The following is a 24,632-nucleotide window of genomic DNA, read 5'->3' on the forward strand; positions in this document are numbered from 1 at the left end:
TAGCCTGCCCTTACCTCCGCTATTACGTCAAACTTTTGTCTCTTAATTCGCGCCGATGAGGATAAAGTCTGTTTGCAGGTGCAAAATGACGCGCGATGGGCGCGCATGAAGGGCCGGTTCCGGCTTGCGCGATCGGATGTCAGTAGGCTTAGTATCGAAGGAAAGGACCGTTGAGATCGGAAGGCGAGCTGCAGATGACTGAACAGAACCCGGACCACAGCGACAACCCGGCACTGGCCGATGACCTGGCTGAGGTTGTGACGCCTGATGAGCTGAGCATCGTCTCCGGCGAAGAGCTCCTGGACGAAGACGAGCTCACGGACGCGGAAGACCTGACCTATCCGGGCGCCGCGGAGGACAACCCGGACAACTGGCAGGAGGACCCGCTGATCAACGAGGAACCCCTTGCCGGGGAACCCGGGATCGAATCAGACCAGACGCTTCGCGATGAAACGGCGGAAGAACGGTACGAAGAAGGCGCGTCGCAGATACCGCCTGAGGAACCAACCATTGGTGAAGCGGCGCGCGACGTCGACTTCGGAGACTCATCAGTGGACCCGCTCGAGGATGGCAGTGATGACCCTGCCCACGCTGGCGGCGACCCGCTCTCAGCCTTCAACCCGGACGACGAGCCGCTCTAGGGCCGCGACCGAAGATGAGGCATCCTTCCGCCGGGACTACGGTGGAAGGATGCCTTCCTTTCGCGTCCAGCTCAGCATTCTTGGCCTGCGTCCCGGGAACCCGCCCGAAGCGGTAATGGATGCCGCCGTCGAAGCACTGGAGGCCAGCCACCACGTTGAGGCCAACCAACTGGACATCGTCTCCGGCGTTCCGCGCATCACACTGCGGTTCATGGTTCCCGCCAATGAGTACGGGGTCGAGAACTCACAGGCGAGGCGCGCAGCCATGAACATGCGGCACGCGGTGGAACAGGTCGCTAAATGCGAACAGCTCCGGGTGCTTCGCCGGCAGCGCGGACGCTGGCTTCCGCTCTGAGCCACTCCCGCTGCCTCCTGCGCCGGGCGTGATCCGCCTGGTGGCGCCGGGACCCCGCCGACACCAGGATGAGGAAGGCTCCGACAAAGGCTCCTGCGGCGACGGGCATGGAGGCCTGTTCCGACAGCAGCCGGGTGAAGCCAATCCCGGTGAGGCCGACGACGACGGTCAGCGCCGCGGCGAGGTGGCCCCTGTCCGTCATAGACACCGTGGTGATCCCAATGACCGTTGCCACGAGTGCTACCAGCGCCCATGCGTCCGGCCCCCAGCCTGCGACGTCCGTCCCCAGCGCAGTAAACCAGCTGCCCAGCCCGGTGAGTAGTGCAATCGTGCAGACACCCAGCAGGACTTTGGCAGGAAGGTCGGCCGCCGCCTTCTCCGTGCGTGATTCACCCGGCCAGGTATTGGACACATGGATGGCAGTCAGGCCGATACCTGTCCCTAAGGCCGCGGACCAGAAGGCAGCTGCCGGGTTGCCGGTTTGGACAGCCCAGAGCCAGAGGGCCGCCACAACCGCAGATCCGGCGCTGATAGGGCCGCTCCAGGCCTGCCGCGAGCTGGACCGTTGGGAGGGAATCCACTGCAGGGCTGCGTACCCGGCAGCGCCCGCCAGCACTGGAATCCACGCCAGCCAAACCCACGGATACACTCCGAGCATGGATGCTGCGGGGTCCAGGACACTTCCGGATGCGTGGTTGATGTCCGGCCAGCTGCCGGCGGTGCGGGTCAAGCCATAGGACGCGCCGATAGCAGCAGCTGTGCAGACGGTGACTGCCGTGCGGCGGACTGTGCCTGCCGGTGCGTGCCCGAAGTTTTCGAGCGGTTCGTGGTCTAAGTGGTCTCCCTGGAAGTGGCCGTTCGGGTTTGGGTGCTGCGGGAGCTTCTGTGTTCCAGGCTCCTGTGTTCTACGCTCCTGTGTTTCAGGGTTCGGCTCCTGTGTTTCAGGGTTCGGCTCGTGGGGCCCGGGGTTGAGCTGTTCCGCTTCGATCCGGGCATCTTCTTCAGTTGCTCGTCCGCTAACCAGCCGCTGGACAGCCCGTGCCGGGTTGAAAGAACTCCGGAGGTGGTAAGCCCGTCCCGAGGAGCCGTTTGTGGGTGTGCCGAGAAGAATGCTGCCGAAGGAATCCGGCTGAACGTCTGGGGCAGCCCGTTCCTCAGGCCCGGCAATGACCTGCCAGAGGCTGTTTCGTTCTGCTTCCAGACGGGTGTGCACTGTGGGCGGGGTTCCGGGAGGCGGTGACGGGGCCAGCGGGGGAATGAAAGCAGCGGAGCCGGTGCTGGTTGTGCCGCGGGGGTTCTTGTCCGCCTTGCCGCTGCTGTTAGTGCGGCTGCTGTTACTGAGGCCGCTGTTGCCGTCCTTGGCTCCAGGCTTTTGCACGTCTTCGCCCGGCTCAGCAGGGCGTGCGGGATGGGGGAGCATGCCTGTTCCTTTGCCTCAGCGGTTCCTTCGGGTACCTAACCCGGATGGGGATCCACCAAAGCGTAACGGCAGGAGTGCGGCTGTGGAAGAGGAATTTTGCAGGTCAGCGGGGCATTGATGGAGCCGGAAAGGCATCAAGGGACAGTTCGCTGCGGTATTGGACGGGCTGCCTGGTCAGCGGGTCGGTGAACTGGATGGAGCGAGCCAGCAGCTGCAGCGGCTTGCTGTAGTCATCCGGGGCCTGTTCCAGCAGGACCGGATAGAAGGGGTCGTTCAGGATGCCGATTCCCAGTGACGCCATATGGACGCGAAGCTGATGGGTCTTGCCGGTATGAGGGAGCAGGCGGTAACGGCCGAGCCCACCGGCCTCTTCCACCAGTTCCACCCGTGTTTCCGCGTTGGGTTCTCCAGGGACTTCCTGCGCGAGCAGATAGGTCCGGGATTTAACCATCCGGCTGCGGACGACGGCAGGGAGCTCGAGATCCGAACGGACTGGAGCAACGGCCTCATATTCCTTCTCGATGCGCCGCTTCTCGAAGAGGACCTGGTACTTTCCGCGGGTTTCCGGGTTTGTTGAGAAGAGGAGTACACCTGCGGTCATCCGGTCCAGCCGGTGCATAGGGATGAGGTCCGGGATTCCGAGGGCGACCCGAAGGCGCACTAGGGCTGATTCGGCAACGTACATTCCGCCTGGAGTCGTGGGCAGGAAGTGCGGTTTATCGACGACGAGCAGGTTTTCGTCCTGGTGGAGGATATTGATTTCAACTGGAAGACGCTTTTCCGGGGGCAGTTCCCGGTAGTACCAAATGAACGTGTGCTCTGCGAGTGGAGTTGTCCGGTCGAGCCGGACTCCTCCGATTCCTACGACTTCCCCGCGGTCAAACCGATCGGCTATGCCTTCCGGGTTTACGTGTCCGAACCGTTCGAGGACGTATTCGAAGGCTGTGCTCCAGGGGCCCTCGTGGGGCAGCCGCAGCCGGGTGGCGTTCACTCCGTTGCGGACCGGAAGAGGGGATTGCATCACCCTTCAAGGGTACCGGCGGTCCTGAATCCCGTTTTCAGGGCCGTGCGTTAGGCCGGTGGATTATCTTTGGTCCATGATCAGGCGCGCAGATGGCCCAAACGGGGGCGTGGCTGAGGGGGTCACTCGCTTGGGCGGGGATGGAACCCGCGGGAACAAAGCCGAAGGGGAGGTGGCCATGGTGGAGGGGGCCGCGTGGTGGGATCAATGTTGAAGTGCAGGCCCCGCGGGAACAAAGCCGAAGGGGAGGTGGCCGTGGTGGAGGAAGCCAATGTTGAAGTGCAGGTCCGGCGGGGACGGGCTATGCGTCGTCATGCTGCGGGGAGTGGGGATGGAGCCAACCTTCGGCACATTGGAAGCAGGACTCGTACCGCCTCGAAGTGGGTTCTTGCCGCAGGCCTGTTCACGATAGTGGTTCCGCTGACCGGGTGCGGGAACGCCTGTACTGCAATCGGCTGGGTTGACGAGCTGGAGATTGAGGTCATCGGCCCCGGTTCCGCAGTTGTCGAACGGTTGGAAGTCTGCTTTGACGGTTCCTGTTATTCCGGTGGCGGCACTGATACTCCAGGGCAGGAGAGCCCGGTGGTGAACGTGAACGCCGTATCGGTTGTGAAGTTTGAGACTGGCTGGAAGGTCACGACATCGATGCAGATCCCCGAAACTGTTCAGCTCCGGGCATCCTCGGAGACTGGCCAGGTCCTGGCAAGCCAGGAAGCCGAACTCGATTGGAAACGCGTTGGTGGAACTGCCCGCTGTGGAGGGCCGCACGAGGCGAAGGCCACCCTCACTCTGACCCCGTAAGCCGGCAGGGAGTCCCAGGAACCCTAGGGCTGCCGGACCGATGCAAGGGCTGCCGGACCGTGAGCCCTCGAACCTGCGATACCTCGAACCCTGCGATACCTAGAACCCAGGACCCGGCGGCCCCCGCCGATGGACCGATGGGCGGACTTGTCAGCCAACCGGCCGACGACCGACAGACAGCCTCACCGGCGGACCGGCTCACGTGCCAACCGGCCAACCGGCCAACCGGCCGACCGACGGATACGGCCTCACCGGCGGACCGGCTCACGTGCCAACCGGCCAACCGGCCGACCGACGGATACGGCCTCACCGGCGGACCGGCTCACGTGCCAACCGGCCAACCGGCCAACCGGCCGACCGACAGACAGCCTCACCGGCGGACCGTCTCGTCAGCTAACGTGCCAATCGACCGACGACCGACGACCTCGCGGCTAAAACGGCGGCGGCTCGGCGTCTTCTGAAGGGGACCGGGACGAGGCGACTCGGGGGAAGGCGGCATAGTGCAGCTGGGGCGCGGTGCTGTACCTGGACCCCAGTGGAGACACCCACTCCATCTTTCCTGGGCGGGGCTGGCGTGCTTTCCATAACCCAAGAGACTTCAGCCGGTGGTGTTTGGGGCACAGGTTTTCAAGATTGCCGTGCTCGGTGGCTCCGCCACGGCTCCAAGGGACGGTGTGGTCGATTTCTGTCCGGAAAGCACTAACCCGGCACCCTGGAAATCTGCACGTTCCATCCCTGGCCTGCAGCCAGCGTTTCAACCCAGCGGGCACCTTCCGACGCCGGCCTACAGCAAGGATCTCTCCGGACGAGCTGTCTCTCACAAGTCCTGTCCAATGCAGCGCCTGGCGTGCGAGTCTGCGTGCAGCGTCCGCGCTGATTGGCCCATATCCGTTCAACTCCGCCGGTTTGTCGTTTACCCCAAGAATGGTGTCGGCATCGATGAGCACCATGATCTCCGCCCGCACTCCCGTGAGATCTTCGCAGGAAGGTGCGGGAGATTGGGCTCCGGGGGATAACGGCAGAACCGGAGACGACGGGTCGGGGAGCATCAAGGAGGTGAACACATCGGTTCGGAGCTGGTCCAGCGTCCGAACGTCCCCTGCCGAACGCGCAGCACGTGCGGAGGCTGTCAGGGAGTTGTAAATCGCCTGGCCTTTCTCAGCAGCGACTAGAGCTGAAAGCTCGGCCATGCCGTCGGGCTTAGGGTCCAGGCTCACGCGCCTCAGTTCGAGCGCCTGCCGGTGGCGCACGCTTATGGTCTCTGGCCAGCGTGACTCCCGAAGCCTGCGTGCCCTCGCTGTGAACTGTGCGCAGGTGCGTCCTTGGGCCAGCTGGATGAGTTCGAACTCGAAGCGGGGAGCGTGGTCTGCCGGCACGGACTGCACCTCTTCCATGATCCGCTGCGCGTGCCGGTAACTAATGGCTCCCTGAGAGAGTTGGGCGTGGGTGGACCGGTTGACAGTACAGAGGGTGGTCGCTTCGCTTACCAGAGCCAAGGCACTCATGTGGGGAACGTTGAGGGCAGCACCAACCTCCGCAGCCGCAGCGGACAGGGCAACTGACCCCGCCACTGGCCCAAGGCTCTGCTCAATGTCGCGGCGGAGACCAGTTTCGATCCGATGGATCACAAGCGCCTGCTGAGCTTGAGCCCAGGCGATAAGCGCAGCCAGCTGCTTCAGGACCCGAACGGTGTCTGCAGCGGACATGGCATCTGCCTGGGCCAGTTCAACACGGCCTCGGAAGCCCGGCGCCGGGAGGGATCCAGTAGCCGTCCCGACATCGGGCCGAGCGTTGGCCCGCCGCGGCGCATCGTCTGCGGTCTCGGCGACGGTGAAGGCATCCATAAACGCCAAGGACTCTGGGGCGGACGGGACGCCGGGTTCGTCCTCCGGTTTTCTGCTGCTGCCGCGTCTCATGGGACTAGCTTTCCGCTAAATGACCAGCAACGAAGTGAAAACAACTCACGTGTGGACAACCTCCGCGGCGGGCGGGCGTCTCCGGCTATGGGGAGGAACAGTCATGAGATGAGTGGAATGAGCACGGGGAAATACGCGACCCGCCCGTAGCAACGCTCTCTGTCGGGCTCAGCCCACGCCAGTCGGGCGCCGCCAAAGCTCAGCTGGGCGCGAGCCCCACACCGCGCCGGCCCACCGGGCTGCCAGCCGGGCAGCGCTGGCAGCACCGCGCCGGCCCGCCGGACGCAACCGACGGGCGGGAGACCATCCAGGGGAACGCCACCTGCACCTCGGTCAGACCGCGGTCACAGCGCCACCCAGCCACGGCGCCGGCCCTCCAGACCCCCCCACCCCGCCCGGCCCGACGACCAGCCACGGCGCCCGGCCACCCAGCCTGGCCCAGCTGAACCGGCTGGTGGGGGCCGGCAATACGGGGCACCAGCCCGCCGGGCCAGCCACCGCGCCGGCCCGCCGACCACAGCGCCCGCCGGGCCCGCCAGCACTGGCGGCATCAAATCCAGTTCAGCCCATGGGTGGCTGGCAGTGGGGACAGTAGTACAGGTCCCGCAGTTCCAGCTCGGTATCCCCGACAAGCTCGTGAACCACTTTGGTTCCGCAGCGCAGGCAGCCGCGCTTCTCCCGGTTATAGACCCAGAGGGGATCCCGTCCGGCCAAACCTGTGGTGATACGCCGGGACCGGGTCTTGTTGGCTTCGAGCAACCGCTTCGACAGAGCGACGAGCCGTTCCAGATCCGGAACCTCCCCCACAGGAGTGAGCGGATGGACACCGACGAGGAAACACAATTCACAGCGGTAGACGTTGCCGATTCCTGCCAGGTTCCGCTGGTCGAGCAGCGCCAGCCCAACTGGACGGTCCGGCACCGAGCCCAACCGGCGAAGAGCCTCCGCAGCATCCCAGTCCGGACCCAGCAGATCAGGGCCGAGGTACCCAACCGCTTCCTCTTCGCCGCTGCGGGGGAAGACACGAAGGATCCCCAGCTCGAACCCCACTGCCTGTTTCTGCGACGTCTCAAGCACGGCCCGTGCCTTGAACGCCGGACGGCGCCAGCGCTCGCCGCGGCCGTAGACATGCCACAGCCCTTCCATCTTCAAATGCGAGTGGATGCTCCAGCCTTCAGTCTCACCGGGGCCCGGAGAAACCCGGATCAGCAAGTGTTTTCCCCGGGAAACCACCTCTTCAACCGTTCGTCCGCTGAGATCGGCAGTGGCAAACCGGGGCACCCGGAAATCGGTCCGCGTCAGTTCAGCGCCGGCCAGCGCAGCGTGAAGTCCGCGGGCAGCACGCCAGACGGTATCCCCCTCAGGCACTGCACACCTCCGGCCCGGCACAAACCTCAAACACGGTAGCGCAGCCCCTTCGGCGTCGAATAGAACCCGGCAGCCAGCAGAGCCGTGGCCACCGGAGTGTCCAGCACGTCGACACCGTTGGCCTTCTCCACCGCCATCTTCTCGGCGGCACCACGGCGGATAATTCCCACCAGTGCGGCCCCGGCAAGCAGCAGGATCTCGGGGTCGTCCGTGTAGGTCAGCAGGGTCTTGCCGCCGCGCTCCACGTACAGCACCAACTCCCCGTCGACCATCACCACCAAAGCCCCCGCTTTGCGGCCGGGGCGGTGGCCGCCGTCGGACGCCGGCCAGGGCAGGGCCGCACCGTACGGGTTCGCCGGATCCGTTGCGGCAAGCGCCACCGCCTCGGGAGCGGGAACGGCGAGTTGGTTCTCCCGTGAGAACGAGCGCAGCCGGTCAACGGTCGCTGGAACCGCGAACTGGGCCGCACCCAGCTGCTCAATGAAGTAACCGCGGCGGCAGCGGCCCATCTCCTCCAGACGGGCCAGCACTTTGTACAGCAGGCCAAACCCGCCGGGAACACCCTCGCTGGCCACGGACCCACGCGTCACCACACCGTAGCGGTCCATCAGCAGCTCAGCCGTGGCGTGGGCGTGGACAGTGGTGTCAGTTTCCACCGCAGGCAGCAGGCTCCAGCGCCCGGCGACCAGCGGCTGCGGACCACGAGCCGGAAGATCCTGCCCACCGGCAAGCCTCAGCGAAGAACTGCTCAGCGAACCGCGTCCCATCCGCCCCAGCCGGGCGGTGCGTGCCCGGGGCGTCGAGGCACGCTGCTTGTGGGCGGTCTTTCCGCCGGAGAGCAGGGACCGCACCGGCGTGAAGGTGTCATTGGTGATCCTGCCCGCCCACACGAGCTCCCACAGGGCAGTGATGATCTCCGAATCGGGAAGGAGCGCGCTCCCGTCCTGGAGCGGTGCACTGTTCACTGCCTCGGCGAGCTGCCGGAAAAAGTACGCACCGGAACCGGACAGCAGGTCCAGCAGGCGGGACTGCAGCTCCGACGGTACAAAGTCCGGGTCGGGGTTTAGGGTCAGCGCTGCATTCTCCGCAAGATGCAGCGAAATCCAGCCGTCATTCCCCGGCAGCGACCCGGTGCCGGACCAGATAACTTCACCGGTCGCGGTGAGCTCGTCCAGCATGGCCGGCGCATAGTCCCGCACCCGCGTTCCGAGGATCAGCGGCTCCCAGGCGGATGCCGGGATTGGCACGCCGGAGAGCTGGTCGATCACCGTAGCGACGCCGTCGAGCCCCCGCAGCGAGGACCCCACGTTCTGCCACACCGGCAGGAAACGTGCATAGGTGGGCGGATCCACGGGCTCGACGTCGGAGCGCAGCGCCGCCAGGGACCGGCGCCGCAGGCGACGCAGCACCTCCGCGTCGCACCACTCCGAGCCGGCCGGAACGCCGGGCATCGTGATGACTGCCGCAGGGGACTCATCCACGCCCGACGCCGCATCCAGCACCTGCGCCTCCGTGGGGCGGAACTCGCCCTCGGCAACCCGGCCCTCACCTGCCAGCCGCTGCAGGGTGGTGGTGACGACGGCGACGCCGAGTCCCAGCCGGGCGGCCGCCTCCGCTGCCGTGAAGGGACCGTGGGTGCGGGCATAGCGTCCCACCAGGTCGCCAAGCGGATCGGGGACCGGTTCGATGAACGCCAGCGGCACACCCATGGGCAGCGGAACGCCAAGGGCATCACGCAGCCGAGCAGCGTCCTCGATCGCGGCATAACGCTGGGTTCCGGCGATTCCGGCCTGCAGGGCACGGTTTGCCCGCACCAGTTCACGCAGCAGCTGCTCGGCGTCGGCTTCCGTCGCGTGCTCGGCGGTATCGGAACCCGGCTCGGTGCCGGTCGGAGGGGTAACCGGCTCCAGCCGGGCAGCAACCTCCGCGGCAGTCAGCGGCCCCAGCAGGCGCAGCAGGTCAGCGACCCCTTCCAGCCCGCGGGCCCGCCGATCCGGTGCCAGGCGCTGAAGCTCGGCTTCGGTCTGCGCGATGATCCTGGCGTCCAGCAGCTCGCGCAGCTCGGCCCGGCCCAGCAGCTCATTCAGCAGCGTCGGGTCCAGGGACAGGGCAGCCGCGCGGCGCTCTGCCAGCGGGGAATCGCCCTCGTAGAGGAACGCTCCCACGTAGCCAAAAAGCAGTGACCGGGCGAACGGAGACGGCTGCGGCGTGGTGGTTTCCACGAGGCGGATCTCGCGGCGCTCGACGGCGGCGGCAAGGTCCTTGAGTGCCGGAAGATCGTAGACGTCCTGCAGGCATTCCCGCACTGTTTCCAGCACGATGGGGAACGTGGGGAACTTGCGGGCCACGTCCAGCAGCTGGGCGGAGCGCTGGCGCTGCTGCCAGAGAGGGGTGCGCTTGGCAGGGTTTTGCCGCGGCAGCAGCAGGGCCCGGGCCGCGCACTCACGGAACCGGGAGGCGAACAGCGCCGAACCGCCCACCTCAGCGGTGACGATCGTCTCGAGTTCGTCCGGTTCGAACAGGAACAGCTCCGCTCCGGGCGGTTCGTCTTCCATCAGCGGCACCCGCAGCACAATGCCGTCGTCGGACGCCATCGCGGAGCCGTCCAGGCCGTAGCGCTGCTGCAGCCGGGCACCGACCGCCAGCGCCCACGGAGCGTGGACCGGCATGCCGAATGGGCTGTGCAGGACTACCCGCCAGTCGCCCAGTTCATCGTGGAACCGTTCGATCACCAGGGTTCTGTCGCTGGGCACCACCTCGGTGGCCTGCTGCTGCTCGCGCAGGTATGCCATCAGGTTCCCCGACGCCCACTCATCCAGCCCGACGGCGGCGAGCCGCTCCCGCGCTTCCGTCTCGCCCGTGCCTGACATTTCGCGGACGAACTTGCCCAGTGCGCGGCCCAATTCAACCGGACGGCCCTGGGAATCACCGCGCCAGAAGGGGAGCTTTCCCGGCTGCCCGAAGGCGGGGGAGACCAGGACCCGGTCGTGGGTGATGTCCTCGATCCGCCAGCTGGTGGCACCGAGCGCGAAAATGTCCCCCACCCGGGATTCGTAGACCATCTCCTCGTCGAGTTCCCCGACCCGGCGGCTGTTCTTGCCCTCTGAATCACCCACCAGGTACACCCCGAACAGGCCGCGGTCCGGAATGGTGCCGCCGGAGGTCACGGCAAGGCGCTGCGCACCGGGGCGTCCGGTAATCGTGTTCTCGTTCCGGTCCCAGATGATGCGCGGCCGCAGCTCCGCGAACTCATCGGACGGGTAGCGGCCGGAGAGCAGGTCCAGGGTGGCTTCAAAAGCGGAGCGCGGCAGCCCGGCGAACGGCGCGGAGCTGCGCACGACGTCGAACCACTCCTCCACATCGATGCTCCCCAGTGCGGCAGCTGCCACGGTCTGCTGGGCCAGGATGTCCAGCGGATTGGCCGGGATAAAGAGCGGTTCAATTTGCCCGGCGAGCATCCGTTCCACCGTGACGGCGGAGTTCAGCAGGTCGCCGCGGTGCTTGGGGAACATGACGCCCTGGGAAATTTCACCGACCTGGTGCCCGGCACGGCCCACGCGCTGCAGTCCGCTGGCCACGGACGGCGGCGATTCCACCTGGACCACCAGGTCCACGGCGCCCATGTCGATGCCCAGCTCAAGGGAACTGGTCGCCACGACGCACCGAAGCCGCCCGGACTTCAGGTCATCCTCGATCATGGCCCGCTGGTCCTTGGACACTGAACCATGGTGGGCGCGCGCCAGGACGGGAGCGTCGTCGTCGACGGCGATGTCCTCCTGACGTGCGCGGATTGAGACTCCCGCCTGAGCCATCAGCTGCGCCGGGGCGCGGCCGGCGGGAACGGCCGGGACCGGGGCGCCGTCCGTCCCGGTGGCAGCCTGTGCCGCTTCGAGCCGGTAGGCGTGGATTTCGTTGAGCCGGGCAGTGAGCCGCTCGGCGAGGCGCCGGGAGTTGGCAAAGACAATGGTGGAGCGGTTGGCCTCGATCAGATCCGCGATCTTCTCCTCCACATGCGGCCAGATGCTGGCCTGCGGAGCGAACCCGCCCTCCACAGTGTCCTCAGCCGGGGCCTGTCCCAGGTCCGTCATGTCCTCCACCGGGACGGTGACGGTCAGGTTCCAGTTCTTCCGCGACTGGGGAGAGACAATCCGCACTGGCGCGTTGCCGCCCAGGAACCGGGCCACCGTCTCCTGCGGTTCAACCGTGGCGGAAAGTCCGATGCGCTGCACGGGCTTGTCCAGCATGGCGTCCAGCCGGGCAAGCGAAACCGCCAGATGGGCTCCGCGCTTGGTGCCGGCCACGGCGTGGACTTCATCCACAATCACGGTGTCCACCTCGGACAGGGTTTCCCGGGCCTGCGAGGTGAGCATAAGGAACAGGGATTCCGGAGTGGTGATCAGGATGTCCGGCGGCCTGGTCAGCAGGGCACGGCGTTCATTCTGCGGAGTGTCACCGGAGCGCACCCCCACCGTAGTGGACGGCGCCGGCAGGCCCAGGCGTTTGGCCGTCTGCGTGATGCCGATCAGCGGAGCGCGCAGGTTCCGCTCCACATCCACGCCCAATGCCTTCAGCGGGGAGATGTAGAGGACTTTCGTCTTGCGCTTTGGCACCCGCGAACGCCCGCGTCCGGAGGCAGCCGCGGGTTCAGGATCCTGCCTGGAAGAGTTGGCGGCGTCGGCAATAAAGCGGTCCAGGGACCAAAGGAAAGCGGCCAGGGTCTTGCCCGACCCGGTGGGAGCGATGACCAGGGCATTCGAACCCTCCGAGACGGCGTCCCAGGCGCCTATCTGGGCAGGTGTCGGCTCGGTGAATGCCCCCGTGAACCAGTCCCGGGTGGCGGGGGTGAACTTCTGGAGCACCGAGCCTGCCGACGTCATGCACCCATTGTTCACCACCGCACTGACAATCCGGGGCACTCATCCGGCCGTTCGGCTCCAGGCTAAATGCCGCAGCCCGGCGCACCCCAGCTCGGGCTCACCCCTAACGATTTCCACGTATCTTGGGAAGGCGTGCACGAACTGCCGCACTTATCTGCAGCCCGTCCGCATAGGCGGCGCTGGAAACCGGGGGAATATGGACGGCGGGACGCTTCGCTCAGTCGAGATTTCCAGCCCTGCCATTGCGCGGCTGGTCCGGGAACAGCGCAGGCTGGCAGCGACCCAGATGCTCATGCTCACGTCCTGGGGGCTCCTCCTGCCTCTGCTCCTGGTGCTGCCCTTCGAAGCCCTGCTGCCCGCGCAGGCCGCCAACGCAGTCGGATACCTTTTGGCGGGCTGCCTTGTTCTGGGATTCGTACTCTGGATTCCGGAGAACTTCTTCCGCAAACGCCTGGAGAAAGCCCGGCACCGGGCCTTCCCGGAAGTGGAAGCTGCCCTGGCCGCGCTGCGGGCCGGCTGGGAGCTGGAGTGGTACGCGCCGTACGCAGGCATCGGGCGGGAACGCCTCGTGACCCGCGGCAGCTGGAAGCAGCGGTATGAATGGCGGGTAATTTACCGGGGCAGGACGATGGTCCTCACGGAGATTCCGCCCGAGCAGCACGAAGAGGATGACGACGAAGACGCATCGACATGACAGTTAGGGCTGGTTAGAGCGTTCTAAGCAGCCCTAACTGTCATTTCGCTTGGTGGGGACGGCTGTTTGGAGGGGACGGCGCTGGGTCAGCGGGCCGGAACGGCTTCCGGCTCTTTGGCGCCGCGGCGCGCCAGATCCCGTGCCTCATCGAAGTCCGAATCAAGGCCGGCCGGAGCACGGGTCAGCAGGCTGACGACGACGGCGAGGACCAGGTTGACGGCGAAGCCCGGGATGATCTCGTACAGGGTGGAGGAGAGTTCCGAGCTGCCCCATGCGAACGCGGTGACGGCACCGGCGGCCATGCCGGTCAGGGCGCCGGCCGTGGTGAGGCGGCGCCAGAACAGGCACAGCAGGATGGTGGGACCGAAGGCAGCTCCAAAGCCGGCCCACGCAAAGCCCACCAGGTCCAGGATCGAGTTGCTGCGGTCCAGGGCCAGGAGGATGGAGACCACGGAGACCACCAGCACCGCGCCGCGGCCAAGCATCACCAGCATGCGCTGGGACGCGTCCTTCTTGACCACGATCTTGTACAGGTCCTCCACCAGGGCGGAGGACGTGACGATCAGCTGGGAGGAAATGGTGCTCATAATGGCGGCCAGCACTGCCGCGAGGACAAACCCGGCAACCAGCGGGTGGAACAGGGCCTGCGCCATGCTCAGGAACACGGCCTCGGGATCGCTGAGGGTCAGGTCATTCTGCTGGAAATAAGCCGCGCCGACCAGGGCCGTGAACACGGCACCAAGAACGCTCAGCAGCATCCAGCCCACGCCGATGCGGCGGCCGGCAACGGCGTCGGCGGGGGAGCGCAGGGCCATAAAGCGGACGATGATGTGTGGCTGCCCAAAGTAGCCCAGGCCCCAGGCGAGTGCCGAGATCACGGCCAGCGCCGTCGTACCGGCAACCGGGTTGAGCATGCTCGGGTCGATCTCGCGCAGCGACTCAGCCATGCCGGACGGCCCGCCCACCAGGAAGATGCCAACAACCGGAACGGCCACCAGCGCGATGAGCATCATCATGCCCTGCACAACGTCCGTGTAGCTGGCACCCAGGAACCCGCCAAAGAGGGTGTACGCAATAGTCACGCCGCCAACGATGAGCATGCCGGTGGTGTAGCTGGAACCGAACGAGCTCTCAAAGAACACTCCTCCGGCCACCATGCCGGAGGAAACGTAGAAGGTGAAGAAGACCAGGATGATGACACCGGAAACCACGCGGAGCAGGCGGGTGCGGTCCTTGAGCCGGTTCTCGAAGAAGCTCGGCACGGTGATCGAGTTGTTGGCCACGAGGGTGTAGGTGCGGAGCCTTGGGGCGACGAACTTCCAGTTCAGCCACGCACCGACGGTCAGTCCGACGGCGATCCAGGCCTCGGTGAGGCCGGAGAGGTAGATTGCGCCGGGCAGGCCCATCAGCAGCCACCCGGACATATCCGAGGCACCTGCGCTAAGTGCTGCGACACCTGGCTTGAGCCCCCGCCCGGCCAGCATGTAGTCATCCAGGTTGGAGGTGCGGCGGTACGCCCACCACCCGATTCCCAGCATGGCGGCCATGTAAATGGCCAGGGCAATCAGCTTGTACGTTTCGTCAGTCATGCAGCCGTTCCGGTCAGTTCCGTATCACGTTGGTCAGGTTCCAGATGGCCTGCGGGCACGGAAAGAAACGGTGGCGCAGGCCACAAGTGACCATTAGTATGCCAAGGCGTTTACCCGGCCGCGAATTTGCATATCGGCCGCAAAACAGCATTCCTGCGTGGCGGCATGCCCGGAAACAAGCGGGTTTATGAGGCTAGCGGGCCTGGAACCGGTCGATGCCCAGCAGCATGATTTCCTCGCTGCTGCAGCCGTTGCCGGGTCGGGCTACATCCAGCCAGGCTGTGTCTTCCGGCGGGTAGATCCGCAGTCCGGCCACCGGGGTGAGCCCGCAGGAATCACCGTAGTTCTCCGGCCTTGTCTCACGCAGCACGGCCCCTGCGGATTGTCCCGGTTCAAGGGTGATGACGCTCTCCGGTGTGCCGGTGGAACGTTCCGCTGCGGCACCCACCTGCTTGCCGGCGGCATCGATGTAGCTGACACCGGCGTAGCCCGCCGTCGAACAGGGCTGCCCGGAGGTATTCGTGAGCACCAGGGTGCGGTAGGCGCTGCCGGCAGCACCGCCGCCTGCCGTGTCTTCCACTGCCGCGGAGAGCTTGTCTGCCGTGCACAGTGCCACGCCGTCGGCAGGTCCCGGAGCCGGAGCCTGCGGTGCGGACGTTGCGCTGGCTGAGCTGCTTGCCGGTGCGCTCGCCGTCGTGCTGGCCTTGCTGCTTGCGGAAGGCGTCGGTGAGGCTGTCTCCTCTGCGTTGTTGCTGCCGGCGCAGCCCGTCAGCAACAGGCCGGCCGTGAGCAGCCCGGCAAAAACGAGGGAGGGGGAAGCTGAAACCTTGGTTCTCATGGGTTCACCCTGAACCTGCGGCGTGACGTGGTCAAACCGCATCGCGGGGCCGTCCGAAAGCACACCGAATTGTTACGGAGGGGAACCTTATTCGTGGTGGTACGGACGCCCCGCAGAGATTTCCTGGGCGCGGTAGACCTGCTCCGCCAGGATGAGCCGCACCAGCTGGTGGGGGAAGACGAGCGGAGACAGGGACCAGACGAAGTCCGCGCGGTCATGCACGCTTTGATCCACCCCGTAGGCACCGCCGATGATCAGCGTGACGTTGCGCGAATTATCCAGCGGCTTCTGCAGTGTTTTGGCGAGCTGGGGAGAGGTGATGGCCTTTCCGCGCTCATCGAGCAGGATCACGTAGTCGCTGCCGAGCTTGGCCAGCAGCCGCTCCGATTCCTCCCTGCGTGCGGCGTCGTTCTCCCGGGCGGAGTGCGGAATTGAAACCCAGGACAGGTCAAAGGGCTTCTTCAGCCGCTTTTCGTAGCGGCGGATCCCGTCAACCACCCAGTCCTCGTGCTTGCGGCCAACCATCAGAACGCGTAATGCCATGACTCTATTGAATACCGGTGGCAGCCAGGGCAGAAACACACTGCGCGGCTGCCTCTGAACGGTCCGCAGGTCTAGACTCCCGGGCAGTGGAGCCGTCAACGAATGGAGAGCGCAGCATGAGTCAAACACGGGCTGTTGTACTCGGCGGCGGGGGAGTGGCGGGGATCGAGTGGGAGATGGGAGTGCTGGCGGCGCTGCTGGAGGAGGGCATAGACCTCAATGCGGCAGACCTCGTGGTGGGGACTTCTGCAGGTTCCATGGTGGGAGCCGCGCTCCGCGCGGGACTCCTTCCCCAGGTCCTGGCGGCACAGCTCGACGACGCGGAGCAGGCACTGGCTGCGCAGGGAACGGATGTGCCGTACCAGGACCCCAGTGGCTTCAGCAGCGAGGCGTTCATCGAGCTCACAGCCACTGCGGGGCGCGGCGACGGCGATGAGAAGGCGGCACGGGCGCGGGTAGGCCAGCTGGCGCGCACAACTCCGGCAGTGATGACCGAGGGGGAATGGGTTTCCAGCATCCGTTCGCTGCTGCCGCAGCCCGAGTGGCCGGACAAGCCGTTTGGGATTGCGGTGGTGGATGCACAGGACGGGGCGTTCACCGTCCTGGACGCAACGTCCGACGTCGAACTGGCCCGGGCGGTCGCGGCCAGCTGTGCGGTGCCCACGGTGTGGCCTCCGGTCACGATCCTGGGCCGGCCCTATATGGACGGCGGAATGCGCTCAGCCACCAATGCAGACGTCGCCGAGGGGTACGGGAAGGTGCTGGTGCTGGCCTGCGGCCCGGAAGCGCCGGTAAGCCCGTTCGGACCCAGCCTTCCGCAGGCCCTGGCCAAGCTGCAGCAGCACAGCTCCACGTTCGTGGTGGAGGCTGATGAAGCCGCCCTGCGTGATTTCGGCGCGAATCCGCTGCTGCGCTCCACCCGGATCCCGGCGTCGGCGGCCGGACGGCGCCAGGGCACGGAAGCGGCCGCGGCCCTGCGGGACTTCTGGACTGCCTGAGGCCCGCCGGGTCACTACGGCGGGGGGAGTTTCGTGGACTTGGGCCGCCCGTCGGCCTTGCCGCCCTCGATTCCGCCGAGGCCGGTCACATCGCCAATGAAGCGGCGGCCGGAGACCTCGTTCCAGCGGTTGGCCGAGACTTCCTTGCGTACAAGCCACTTTCCGTCGTCGGGGCATTCCATGACCAGAAGTACTCCGCCGGGCGCCACCTGGTAGGCGTAGCGTGTGCCATCCTCTTCGTCGTCGTGCTCCTCCACCGGGCCGTCCGCCCGCAGAATCCGTACGCTCATCTGTCCTCCTTCATTACCTGCACTGCCGGTCCCGGGCCGCTCGCAGTCCGGCCCTCGCGGGGTGCCACGGTGAGCGCGACCGCCACGGCAGCGCCGTCGCCAATGTTCTCTTTCCTGCGGACGTCCTTCCGCAGCGGCAGCGCATACGAACCGCTGCGGGGAAGCAGCGAGGTCTCCCATTCCGTGGCTCCGATCCGTGCCAGGACGGGAATGGCACCCCATCCGTAGGTAGCTTCGGCGGCTTGCGCCCGGACATAGTCGGCAGCGTCCACCGGCAGGAGGACCCAGTAGAACGGTGCCGGGCCGCGCCATTCAAACACCTCTGCCGTGAACGATGTGTCCATGCGGAGAAACCTACGGCCCAGAGGCTGGCGCGGCAACGGAAACGGCACCGCAATGCCGGTCCCGCGGACCTATAATCCCGGTATGGCATTTCCGCGCCTGAAGGGCGCCTCCTTTGAATACCTGTCCGTCCCCACCCGGCACGGCGGCGGGCAGTGAGCGGCGGACTCGTCGCCCTGCTGGACGACGTCGCTGCCCTGGCCCGCATAGCGGCCGCCTCGGTGGATGACATCGCAGCAGGCGCCGCGAAGGCGGGAGCGAAGGCCGCCGGCGTCGTTATTGACGACGCCGCGGTGACACCGCAGTACGTTTCAGGTGCGGACCCCTCGCGTGAACTGCCGATGATCAAAAAGATCTTCTGGGGTTCGCTGCGCAACAAGCTGCTCATCATCCTGCCTGCACTGCTGCTGATCAGTGCCTTCATCCCCGGCGTCATTCCGTTCATCCTGATGCTTGGCGGCACCTACCTCTGTTACGAGGGTGCCGAGAAGGTGTGGCACAAGTTCTTCGGCCACCATGAGGCGAAGAAGGAACCGGCAGTTGAACGGGGGCCCGACGCCGAGTCCAAGGTGGTCAAGGGTGCTGTCACCACTGACTTCATCCTGTCCTGCGAGATCATGGTCATCGCCATGAACGAGGTGGCCGACTCTTCGATCTGGGTCCGCGCCGTAATCCTGGTGGTCGTCGCGATCGCGATTACGGTGCTCGTCTACGGTGCCGTGGCGCTGATCGTGAAGATGGACGACATCGGGCTGCACCTGGCCGGCAAGGACTCGGCTGGTTCCAAGCGGGTCGGCGGACTGCTGGTCAAGGGCATGCCGTCAGTGCTGGCAGCAATCACTTTTGTGGGAACCATCGCCATGCTCTGGGTAGGCGGGCACATCATGCTGGTGGGTGCTTCGGACCTGGGCTGGCACGCACCCTATGACCTGGTGCATGTCCTGGAGCATCCCGTGGCCGAGCTGGCTGTTGTGGGAGGCTTCCTCGGCTGGCTCGTGAACACCCTTTGCTCGGCGGTTGCCGGACTGGCCTGGGGCCTGGTGGTCATGGGCGTCCTGTTCCTGGTGAAGAAGGTGCTGCCGTTCGGCAAGAAGAACGGGTCGGAACCGGGTGATACCCGGGCCGCGCTCGCCGGGCACCGGCCGAAGAAGACGGATACCGAGGCGGGCTAGCGTTAAGGGAAAAGACCCCGGTTCCCTTGATTTACAGGGGAAACGGGGTCTTTCTCAATGGCGGTGACGGTGGGATTTGAACCCACGTTGGCTTTTACACCAAACAACATTTCGAGTGTTGCACCTTCGGCCGCTCGGACACGTCACCAACGGAACAACCTTACCGGGTGTTTGGCCCCAGCCCCAAAACGCCCCGGACCCGCCGCATTCGGGGCCCGGGGCGCACGTGCAGACTAGAGATCGACGACGTCGTTCTTGCCGACATTCGGGGTATCGCCCGTCACGGCACTCTTGCCGATCTTGAAGAAGGTGGCGATCTTGGGCTCGTCCGACACCCAGTACTCGGCAGTGTCGCTGTTGACCTTGATCAGGGCGATCGATGGATCTTCCCGGCCCTGCTCAAACCAGGCTGACGCCGAAGCGTTCCAGAGTTCCTGGATCTTCTCCTGGTCGTGGCTGATCTCGGCGCGTCCACTGACCGAGAGGTAGCCCTCCTTGTCCTCTACGGCCACGTTCACATGCGGATTGGCACGGATTTCGTCAGCCTTGGGGGAGGGGTCCTGGGTGAAGAACCAGAGGTTGCCCTCCGAATCGGTTTCCTGCAGTGCCAGCGGCCGGCTCACCAGGTTGCCTTGGAGGTCGACGGTTGTCAGGTTGCCGATCTTCGCGTGTTCAAGAATCTTGACTACGCGGTCTACGCCTTCTTGGTGCTCCGATGTCATGCCTGCTCCTCGCTGGTGGGTTCGCGGGGGGNAATAAAAGCAAGCCTACTTATGGTTGTGTGCCCTGTGAACCGCGCAGCGTACGCCGTGAGCCGAAAAACTCCCGCAGCAGCCCGGCGCACTCTTCTTCCCGAATGCCGGGGAACACCTCGACCCAGTGGTTGAGCCGCGGCTCCCGGAGGATCTCAAACACCGACCCGGACGCGCCGGCCTTTTCGTCCCAGGCGCCGAACACCACCCGCGGAATGCGGGCGAGCACGATCGCCCCCGCACACATGGCGCAGGGTTCGAGGGTGACGACCAGGGTGCACCCTTCCAGCCGCCACTCACCCAGTGCTGCGGCGGCCTCGCGGATGGCCACGACCTCGGCATGGGCGGTGGGATCTCCGGTCGCCTCCCGTTCGTTCCGGCCGGTTCCGAGGATGGTTCCGTCAGGACCTACGACGACGGCGCCAATGGGGACGTCGGCGGTGTCCAGGGCGGCGCGCGCCTGCTCCAGGGCAAGGCCCATCCAGGCCTCTTGTGCGACTGTGGGCGATTCCATATGGCCATGGTCCCCTATTCACGTACGAGGCCTGCAAATCCGAGGGGGTGCGGAGATGCCTCGATGGTAGTTTGGAACCATGCGCGTACTAGTAGTGGATCATCCCCTCGTAGCCCACAAACTGACGGTACTCCGGGACAAGGACACCCCTTCCCCCGTCTTCCGGCTCCTGACTGAAGAACTCGTGACCCTGCTGGCGTACGAAGCCACCCGCAATGTCCGGGTTGAGCCCGTCAATATCGAAACCCCCGTCACCTCGACCATCGGCACCGGGCTAGTGAAGCCCACGCCGCTGGTGGTTCCCATCCTGCGCGCCGGGCTGGGCATGCTCGAAGGTATGACGCGGCTGGTTCCCACTGCCGAGGTGGGTTTCCTGGGCATGGCCCGCAACGAGGAGACCCTGGAAGCCATCACATACGCCGAGCGCCTGCCGGATGACCTGACCGGCCGCCAGGTCTTTGTCCTGGATCCGATGCTTGCCACCGGCGGCACCCTGCGCGAAGCCATCAAGTTCCTCTTCAACCGCGGTGCGGCGGAGATCGTGTGCATCTGCCTCCTGGGAGCTCCGGAAGGCCTCAGTGTGCTGGAGGAGGAGCTGGCTGACGCCAATGTCACCATTGTCCTGGCCTCCATTGATGAGCGGCTCGATGAAAAGGCCTATATCGTGCCTGGCTTGGGAGATGCTGGAGACCGCCTCTACGGGGTTGTCCACTAGCCTCGAACGGGGCCAAAACCCCACGCTAAGTCTCACTATGTGGACTATTTAGGTAACGCTTGACTTCCGGCGGTTCGTAAGCCTGCTTACGAGCCGCCTTCGTCGTTAACCACGCAAAGCAGAAAAAGTCCTTGTAAATCCGGGATTTATTCCGATTGGGGAATACCAAGCGGGTCATTGAGACTGCGCATAATATGGTGAGTTCAATCACAATCGGACCGTCAGGGTCCACGATGTGAGACATCAGCACCATTGTTACTTGTGCGTAGGGCTTTGTTACATGCAATAATCCGTAACGTGAACATCCACACGACAGCATGTGTCGCAGATCTTCTTTCGGGCAGCAATGCCGGCGGGAAGAGCTGCTGTCGTCGAATGCAGGCCTAGGAAAACCACCCCCCATCCCAGGCAACACACCAGTCCATCCGATGGGCGCAAACCCGCGCCACTCCCTTGGGCACACTCCCTGCATAGTGCCGTGCAGACGGCAATTCACCACTGAGGTCCCAAAATGTCAGTAGCATCCGGGTACGTCCACATCTCCCTCCGCAATGCCCAGAGCCGGGCAGCAGGAATGCCTGCACGTCCGGCCGGGTTCCCCCGCCAGTTCGGGGCGCCCGCCGCGGGACAGCAGTTCCCCGGCCAGGTGGTTCCCACCGGGATCCGATCCCCGCGCTCCCCCCTTAACGAGGGAATGCCCCTAACCTCTCCCACTCCGGTGGTCGCCGCGTCTGGAACTCCCGGACCCCAGGCGGTCGGCAGCGACACAGTTGCCCGCGGCTTCGTGATCTACGTCGGCCTCGATGAAGACACAGCGGCTGCCAGCGGGACAACACTGACCAAACTCGCGCAGGAAATCCGCGCCCATGTACAGACGCTGGTCCCGGGTGCACAAAGCCACGCGGCCGTTGCGCTGGCGCCGTCGGGTGCGTCCGGATCGGACATCGACGTCGTCCGCCAGGCGCTGGGCGACCCTACAGTCAACCGGGCCCCGCGCCAGGAGGCCTCCTCCCCGTCGTCCGTCCAGCAGAGCGCTCCGCGGCCGTCCGGCGTCCTGATTGACCTGTCGCGCCGCGAGGTGCACCTCGACGGTGAGACCCTGAACCTCACGTTCAAGGAATTCGAACTGCTGAACTATCTCGTGGAGAACGCTTCCCGGACCGTGGGCCGCGAAGAACTGCTCTCCGGGCTGTGGCGCAATGCCGAGGAAGTGCCCAACGAGCGGACCATCGACGTCCACATCCGCCGCCTGCGTTCCAAGCTTGGCCGGCTGGCCAATACCGTACGCACTGTCCGCGGCCAGGGCTACCGCTTCTACGAACACCCTGAAGTTGTTGTCTGGGCAGCGCCGGAGTACAGCATCTAGCTGCTGCTCCACCGCATCCAGATAGCAGAAAGTGCTGGTTTGAGCTCTCAGGCCAGCACTTTCTGCTATCCCGGCAGAATGTTGCGCGGGTTGGCCTGCTGTTCCGGGAGCAGGGCCGGCGGGATGGGCAACCTGCGCGCCGATAGACTTGGCCCATGAGCGGCCACCACCTGAAAAAACTGATGCTGCTGCGGCATGCCAAAGCAGACTGGCCGCGTGAGGTCACCTCGGACCATGAAAGGCCGCTCTCCGGACGCGGCCACCGCGACGCCCCGCAGGCCGGGATCTGGATGCGGGAGAACGATGCCGTTCCGGACTTCATCCTCTGCTCCTCCGCACTGCGGACCAGGCAGACCTGCACCTGGGTCTGTGATGAGCTGGGGGAGAAGGCTCCCACGGCCAAGCTGGAGGACAGGCTGTATGACGCCTCGGCATCCGCGATCCTCAGCGTCATCAACCACGTTCCCGAGACCGTCACCAGCCTGCTGGTCATCGCGCATATGCCGGGTGTGCAGGAGGTCGCCATGCGGCTGGCCTCCGTGACCTCGGACGAGGAAGCTGTCATGGAAATGGCCACGCACTACCCGACCTCCGGGCTGACCGTCATGCAGGTGGAGGTGCCGTGGGCGGAGCTGGACGGACGTGACGCCCGCATCACCGATTTCGTGGTTCCACGGGGCTAGCTACAGCCCGTACTTCTCCAACAGGCGCAGCCAGACCTCGCTGATGGTCGGGTACGCCGGAACGGCATGCCACAGCCGGTCCAGGGGCACTTCGCCGGTGACTGCGATCGTGGCAGCGTGCAGCAGTTCTGCGACCCCCGGTCCGGCGAAGGTGAACCCCACGGGGACACCGCGGTCCTCGTCCACCACCATCTGGGCCCACCCGCTGTACCCGTCGGCGAACAGGGCGGAGCCTGCCACGCTCAACGGCAGGGACGTTTCGCTCACCCGGATGCCCTGAGCGGCCGCGTCCTTGGGGCTGAGGCCAACCATGGCGACTTCGGGATCCGTGAACACGACCTGGGGAACCGCCGTACGGTCTGCGGTCGCAGCGAACCGGCTGTAGGGCGGCGGTTCACCAAAGCCAATCTCGTCCCGGGCACGCGCTGCTATCGCGGAGCCGGCGGCACGCGCCTCGTACTTGCCCTGATGGGTCAGCAGGACCTTCCCTGCCGCGTCGCCCACGGCGTACAGCCAGGTGCCGGCGCCGGCAACCAGTCCGGAGTCATCCGTCCGGAGCGCGGCAGGATCCAGTCCGAATTGTTCCAGCCCCAGTCCCTCCAGTGCGGGGCGTCGCCCAGTCGAGACGAGCAGCCGGTCACCGGTAAGGCGCCCGCCTCCGGGCAACTCCATGACAATAGCGCCGGACGTGTCCGCAAAGATCCGCTCCGGAGAGGTATTGCCGTAAATGTCGACGCCGTCAGCCTCCAAGGCCTCCACAACCAGCTTGGCAGCCGGGGACGGAACTGAATCCAGGACGCCGTGCCGGGCCACAACTGACACTTTAGAGCCAAGCCGGGCATATGCCTGGGCAAGTTCAGTGCCGGCAACACCGGCGCCCAGGACAAGGAGCCGCCCGGGTACCTCATCGGAGGATGTAGCTTCCCGGGTGCCCCAGTACTGCACGTCCGCCAGTCCTTCCACCGGCGGTTCAATGGGAACCGAGCCGGTGGCGAGCACGACGGCGTGGCGCGCCGTGATGCTCACCCGGGTTCCGGCGTCGTCCGTTATTTCCACGGTGCGTTCCGCGGTCAGGCGCGCCCGGCCGCGGACCAGCCCAATGCCGGTGTCCTTGACCCACTGCACCTGGGAAGCATCGTCCCAGTCGGAGGTGAAGGAATCGCGGCGCCGCAGGACGGCAGGGACGTCCAGGCTGCCCGAGACTGCTTCGCGCGTGCCGTCAACCGCCCGGGCCTCCGCCAGCACGGTGCCGGGGCGAAGCAGCGCCTTGGACGGCATGCAGGCCCAGTAGGAGCACTCTCCGCCCACCAGTGCCGACTCCACGATGATCGACTCCAGTCCGGCGCCGACCACCCGGCCGGCGGCATTCTCCCCCGCAGCCCCGGCGCCGAGGACAACTACATCTGTTTCCAGGGATTCAGTCATGACGCCGAGCTTTTCAGCCCCAGCGGCGGCGGGCAAGTGGGCCGCAGCTGCGATGCCTGCTCCCGGACAGCAAAAAACCCCGCCGGACCGGGCTTTACCTGGTCAGGCGGGGTTCTTCAGTGGTGCGCGCGAAGGGATTCGAACCCCCAACCTTCTGATCCGTAGTCAGATGCTCTATCCGTTGAGCTACGCACGCATTCTGGAATATTCTGGAAGTTGCGGGGTTTCCCCTGCTTCTTTCAAGTTCTTCCGTGGCTGTTTGGCCGTAGATAACTATAGCGGGGTTCCTGGGAGAACGCCAATCGAGTTCCG

22 protein-coding genes and 2 tRNA genes are annotated in these 24,632 nt (G+C 65.6%); 9 read left to right on the forward strand and 15 right to left on the reverse strand.

Features of this window, described 5'->3' with window-relative positions:
• Positions 1 to 194: 194 nt before the first annotated feature.
• Together ABFX29_RS12860 and ABFX29_RS12865 are read left to right on the forward strand one after the other, a co-directional pair.
• Complete coding sequence (locus ABFX29_RS12860) at positions 195 to 641, forward strand: hypothetical protein (protein WP_152228954.1); 447 nt, start codon at positions 195 to 197, stop codon at positions 639 to 641.
• A gap of 49 nt (positions 642 to 690) precedes the next feature.
• Positions 691 to 996: a hypothetical protein gene (locus tag ABFX29_RS12865; RefSeq protein ID WP_152228953.1), complete on the forward strand. Its 306-nt coding sequence runs from the start codon at positions 691 to 693 to the stop codon at positions 994 to 996.
• Here ABFX29_RS12865 and ABFX29_RS12870 read toward each other — a convergent pair.
• Together ABFX29_RS12870 and ABFX29_RS12875 are read right to left on the reverse strand one after the other, a co-directional pair.
• Positions 938 to 2,416 carry a hypothetical protein gene (locus ABFX29_RS12870; protein ID WP_152228952.1) on the reverse strand — a complete coding sequence of 493 codons (1,479 nt, stop codon included), beginning with the start codon at positions 2,414 to 2,416 and terminating at the stop codon, positions 938 to 940. The genes ABFX29_RS12865 and ABFX29_RS12870 overlap by 59 nt on opposite strands.
• 103 nt (positions 2,417 to 2,519) lie before the next feature.
• Entirely contained in the window at positions 2,520 to 3,437 is a 918-nt protein-coding gene (locus ABFX29_RS12875; RefSeq protein WP_152229047.1) for an RluA family pseudouridine synthase, read from the reverse strand.
• A gap of 207 nt (positions 3,438 to 3,644) precedes the next feature.
• On the opposite strand from ABFX29_RS12875, the gene ABFX29_RS12880 reads away from it, so the two are divergent.
• Positions 3,645 to 4,238, forward strand: coding sequence for a hypothetical protein (locus tag ABFX29_RS12880; protein WP_152228951.1), 594 nt, complete (start codon positions 3,645 to 3,647; stop codon positions 4,236 to 4,238).
• A 431-nt stretch (positions 4,239 to 4,669) separates the two neighbouring features.
• Here ABFX29_RS12880 and ABFX29_RS16655 read toward each other — a convergent pair whose 3' ends face one another.
• From ABFX29_RS16655 to ABFX29_RS12890, 3 genes are all read right to left on the reverse strand, one after another.
• Positions 4,670 to 6,154 (reverse strand): HNH endonuclease signature motif containing protein, encoded by a 1,485-nt coding sequence (locus tag ABFX29_RS16655; protein ID WP_152228950.1) that lies wholly within the window; start codon positions 6,152 to 6,154, stop codon positions 4,670 to 4,672.
• Positions 6,155 to 6,715: 561 nt separating this feature from the next.
• Entirely contained in the window at positions 6,716 to 7,522 is an 807-nt protein-coding gene (locus tag ABFX29_RS12885) for a DNA-formamidopyrimidine glycosylase family protein (protein ID WP_152228949.1), read from the reverse strand.
• A 26-nt stretch (positions 7,523 to 7,548) separates the two neighbouring features.
• Positions 7,549 to 12,399, reverse strand: a complete 4,851-nt coding sequence (locus ABFX29_RS12890) for an ATP-dependent helicase (protein ID WP_152228948.1) — start codon at positions 12,397 to 12,399, stop codon at positions 7,549 to 7,551.
• Between the two features lie 196 nt (positions 12,400 to 12,595).
• Between ABFX29_RS12890 and ABFX29_RS12895 the strand changes: the two genes are divergently transcribed.
• Positions 12,596 to 13,093: a hypothetical protein gene (locus tag ABFX29_RS12895; protein WP_152228947.1), complete on the forward strand. Its 498-nt coding sequence runs from the start codon at positions 12,596 to 12,598 to the stop codon at positions 13,091 to 13,093.
• 86 nt (positions 13,094 to 13,179) lie between these two features.
• Here the strand turns inward: ABFX29_RS12895 and putP are convergent, their stop codons facing one another.
• The 3 genes from putP to rlmH all read right to left on the reverse strand — a co-directional run bounded on the left by putP (position 13,180) and on the right by rlmH (position 16,063).
• Positions 13,180 to 14,682, reverse strand: coding sequence for a sodium/proline symporter PutP (gene putP / locus ABFX29_RS12900; RefSeq protein ID WP_152228946.1), 1,503 nt, complete (start codon positions 14,680 to 14,682; stop codon positions 13,180 to 13,182).
• 193 nt (positions 14,683 to 14,875) lie between these two features.
• Entirely contained in the window at positions 14,876 to 15,520 is a 645-nt protein-coding gene (locus ABFX29_RS12905; RefSeq protein ID WP_170287791.1) for a DUF4232 domain-containing protein, read from the reverse strand.
• A gap of 87 nt (positions 15,521 to 15,607) precedes the next feature.
• Positions 15,608 to 16,063, reverse strand: coding sequence for a 23S rRNA (pseudouridine(1915)-N(3))-methyltransferase RlmH (gene rlmH, locus ABFX29_RS12910; RefSeq protein WP_152228944.1), 456 nt, complete (start codon positions 16,061 to 16,063; stop codon positions 15,608 to 15,610).
• Between the two features lie 116 nt (positions 16,064 to 16,179).
• Between rlmH and ABFX29_RS12915 the strand changes: the two genes are divergently transcribed.
• On the forward strand, positions 16,180 to 17,061 hold the full coding sequence (locus ABFX29_RS12915) for a patatin-like phospholipase family protein (protein WP_152228943.1): 882 nt from the start codon (positions 16,180 to 16,182) through the stop codon (positions 17,059 to 17,061).
• Between the two features lie 14 nt (positions 17,062 to 17,075).
• On the opposite strand, the gene ABFX29_RS12920 is transcribed toward ABFX29_RS12915, so the two are convergent.
• Both ABFX29_RS12920 and ABFX29_RS12925 read right to left on the reverse strand, forming a co-directional pair.
• Positions 17,076 to 17,351 carry a hypothetical protein gene (locus ABFX29_RS12920; RefSeq protein ID WP_152228942.1) on the reverse strand — a complete coding sequence of 92 codons (276 nt, stop codon included), beginning with the start codon at positions 17,349 to 17,351 and terminating at the stop codon, positions 17,076 to 17,078.
• Positions 17,348 to 17,695, reverse strand: a complete 348-nt coding sequence (locus tag ABFX29_RS12925; protein ID WP_152228941.1) for a DUF1905 domain-containing protein — start codon at positions 17,693 to 17,695, stop codon at positions 17,348 to 17,350. Before ABFX29_RS12925 ends, ABFX29_RS12920 begins: the two co-directional genes overlap by 4 nt.
• Before the next feature lie 153 nt (positions 17,696 to 17,848).
• Here ABFX29_RS12925 and ABFX29_RS12930 point away from each other — a divergent pair, with 153 nt between their 5' ends.
• On the forward strand, positions 17,849 to 18,865 hold the full coding sequence (locus tag ABFX29_RS12930; RefSeq protein ID WP_152228940.1) for a DUF808 domain-containing protein: 1,017 nt from the start codon (positions 17,849 to 17,851) through the stop codon (positions 18,863 to 18,865).
• A gap of 58 nt (positions 18,866 to 18,923) precedes the next feature.
• On the opposite strand, the gene ABFX29_RS12935 is transcribed toward ABFX29_RS12930, so the two are convergent.
• The 3 genes from ABFX29_RS12935 to tadA all read right to left on the reverse strand — a co-directional run bounded on the left by ABFX29_RS12935 (position 18,924) and on the right by tadA (position 20,131).
• Positions 18,924 to 19,013, reverse strand: a tRNA-Ser gene (locus tag ABFX29_RS12935).
• Positions 19,014 to 19,098: 85 nt separating this feature from the next.
• On the reverse strand, positions 19,099 to 19,587 hold the full coding sequence (locus ABFX29_RS12940; RefSeq protein ID WP_152228939.1) for a pyridoxamine 5'-phosphate oxidase family protein: 489 nt from the start codon (positions 19,585 to 19,587) through the stop codon (positions 19,099 to 19,101).
• Positions 19,588 to 19,636: 49 nt separating this feature from the next.
• Entirely contained in the window at positions 19,637 to 20,131 is a 495-nt protein-coding gene (gene tadA / locus ABFX29_RS12945; RefSeq protein ID WP_152228928.1) for a tRNA adenosine(34) deaminase TadA, read from the reverse strand.
• Positions 20,132 to 20,210: 79 nt separating this feature from the next.
• On the opposite strand from tadA, the gene upp reads away from it, so the two are divergent.
• The 3 genes from upp to ABFX29_RS12960 all read left to right on the forward strand — a co-directional run bounded on the left by upp (position 20,211) and on the right by ABFX29_RS12960 (position 22,895).
• The gene (upp, locus tag ABFX29_RS12950) at positions 20,211 to 20,846 is read left to right on the forward strand and encodes a uracil phosphoribosyltransferase (protein WP_091608242.1); all 636 of its coding nucleotides are present in this window, start codon (positions 20,211 to 20,213) and stop codon (positions 20,844 to 20,846) included.
• 511 nt (positions 20,847 to 21,357) lie between these two features.
• On the forward strand, positions 21,358 to 22,212 hold the full coding sequence (locus ABFX29_RS12955; RefSeq protein ID WP_152228927.1) for a winged helix-turn-helix domain-containing protein: 855 nt from the start codon (positions 21,358 to 21,360) through the stop codon (positions 22,210 to 22,212).
• Positions 22,213 to 22,367: 155 nt separating this feature from the next.
• Positions 22,368 to 22,895: a SixA phosphatase family protein gene (locus tag ABFX29_RS12960; protein WP_152228926.1), complete on the forward strand. Its 528-nt coding sequence runs from the start codon at positions 22,368 to 22,370 to the stop codon at positions 22,893 to 22,895.
• Here the strand turns inward: ABFX29_RS12960 and ABFX29_RS12965 are convergent, their stop codons facing one another.
• Positions 22,896 to 24,320 carry a dihydrolipoyl dehydrogenase family protein gene (locus tag ABFX29_RS12965; RefSeq protein WP_152228925.1) on the reverse strand — a complete coding sequence of 475 codons (1,425 nt, stop codon included), beginning with the start codon at positions 24,318 to 24,320 and terminating at the stop codon, positions 22,896 to 22,898. It lies immediately after the preceding gene.
• 120 nt (positions 24,321 to 24,440) lie between these two features.
• A tRNA-Arg gene (locus tag ABFX29_RS12970) sits at positions 24,441 to 24,516 on the reverse strand.
• Between the last annotated feature and the right edge of the window lie 116 nt (positions 24,517 to 24,632).

The sequence above is a fragment of the Arthrobacter gandavensis genome (assembly GCF_039528575.1).
Lineage (GTDB): Bacteria > Actinomycetota > Actinomycetes > Actinomycetales > Micrococcaceae > Arthrobacter_B > Arthrobacter_B citreus_B.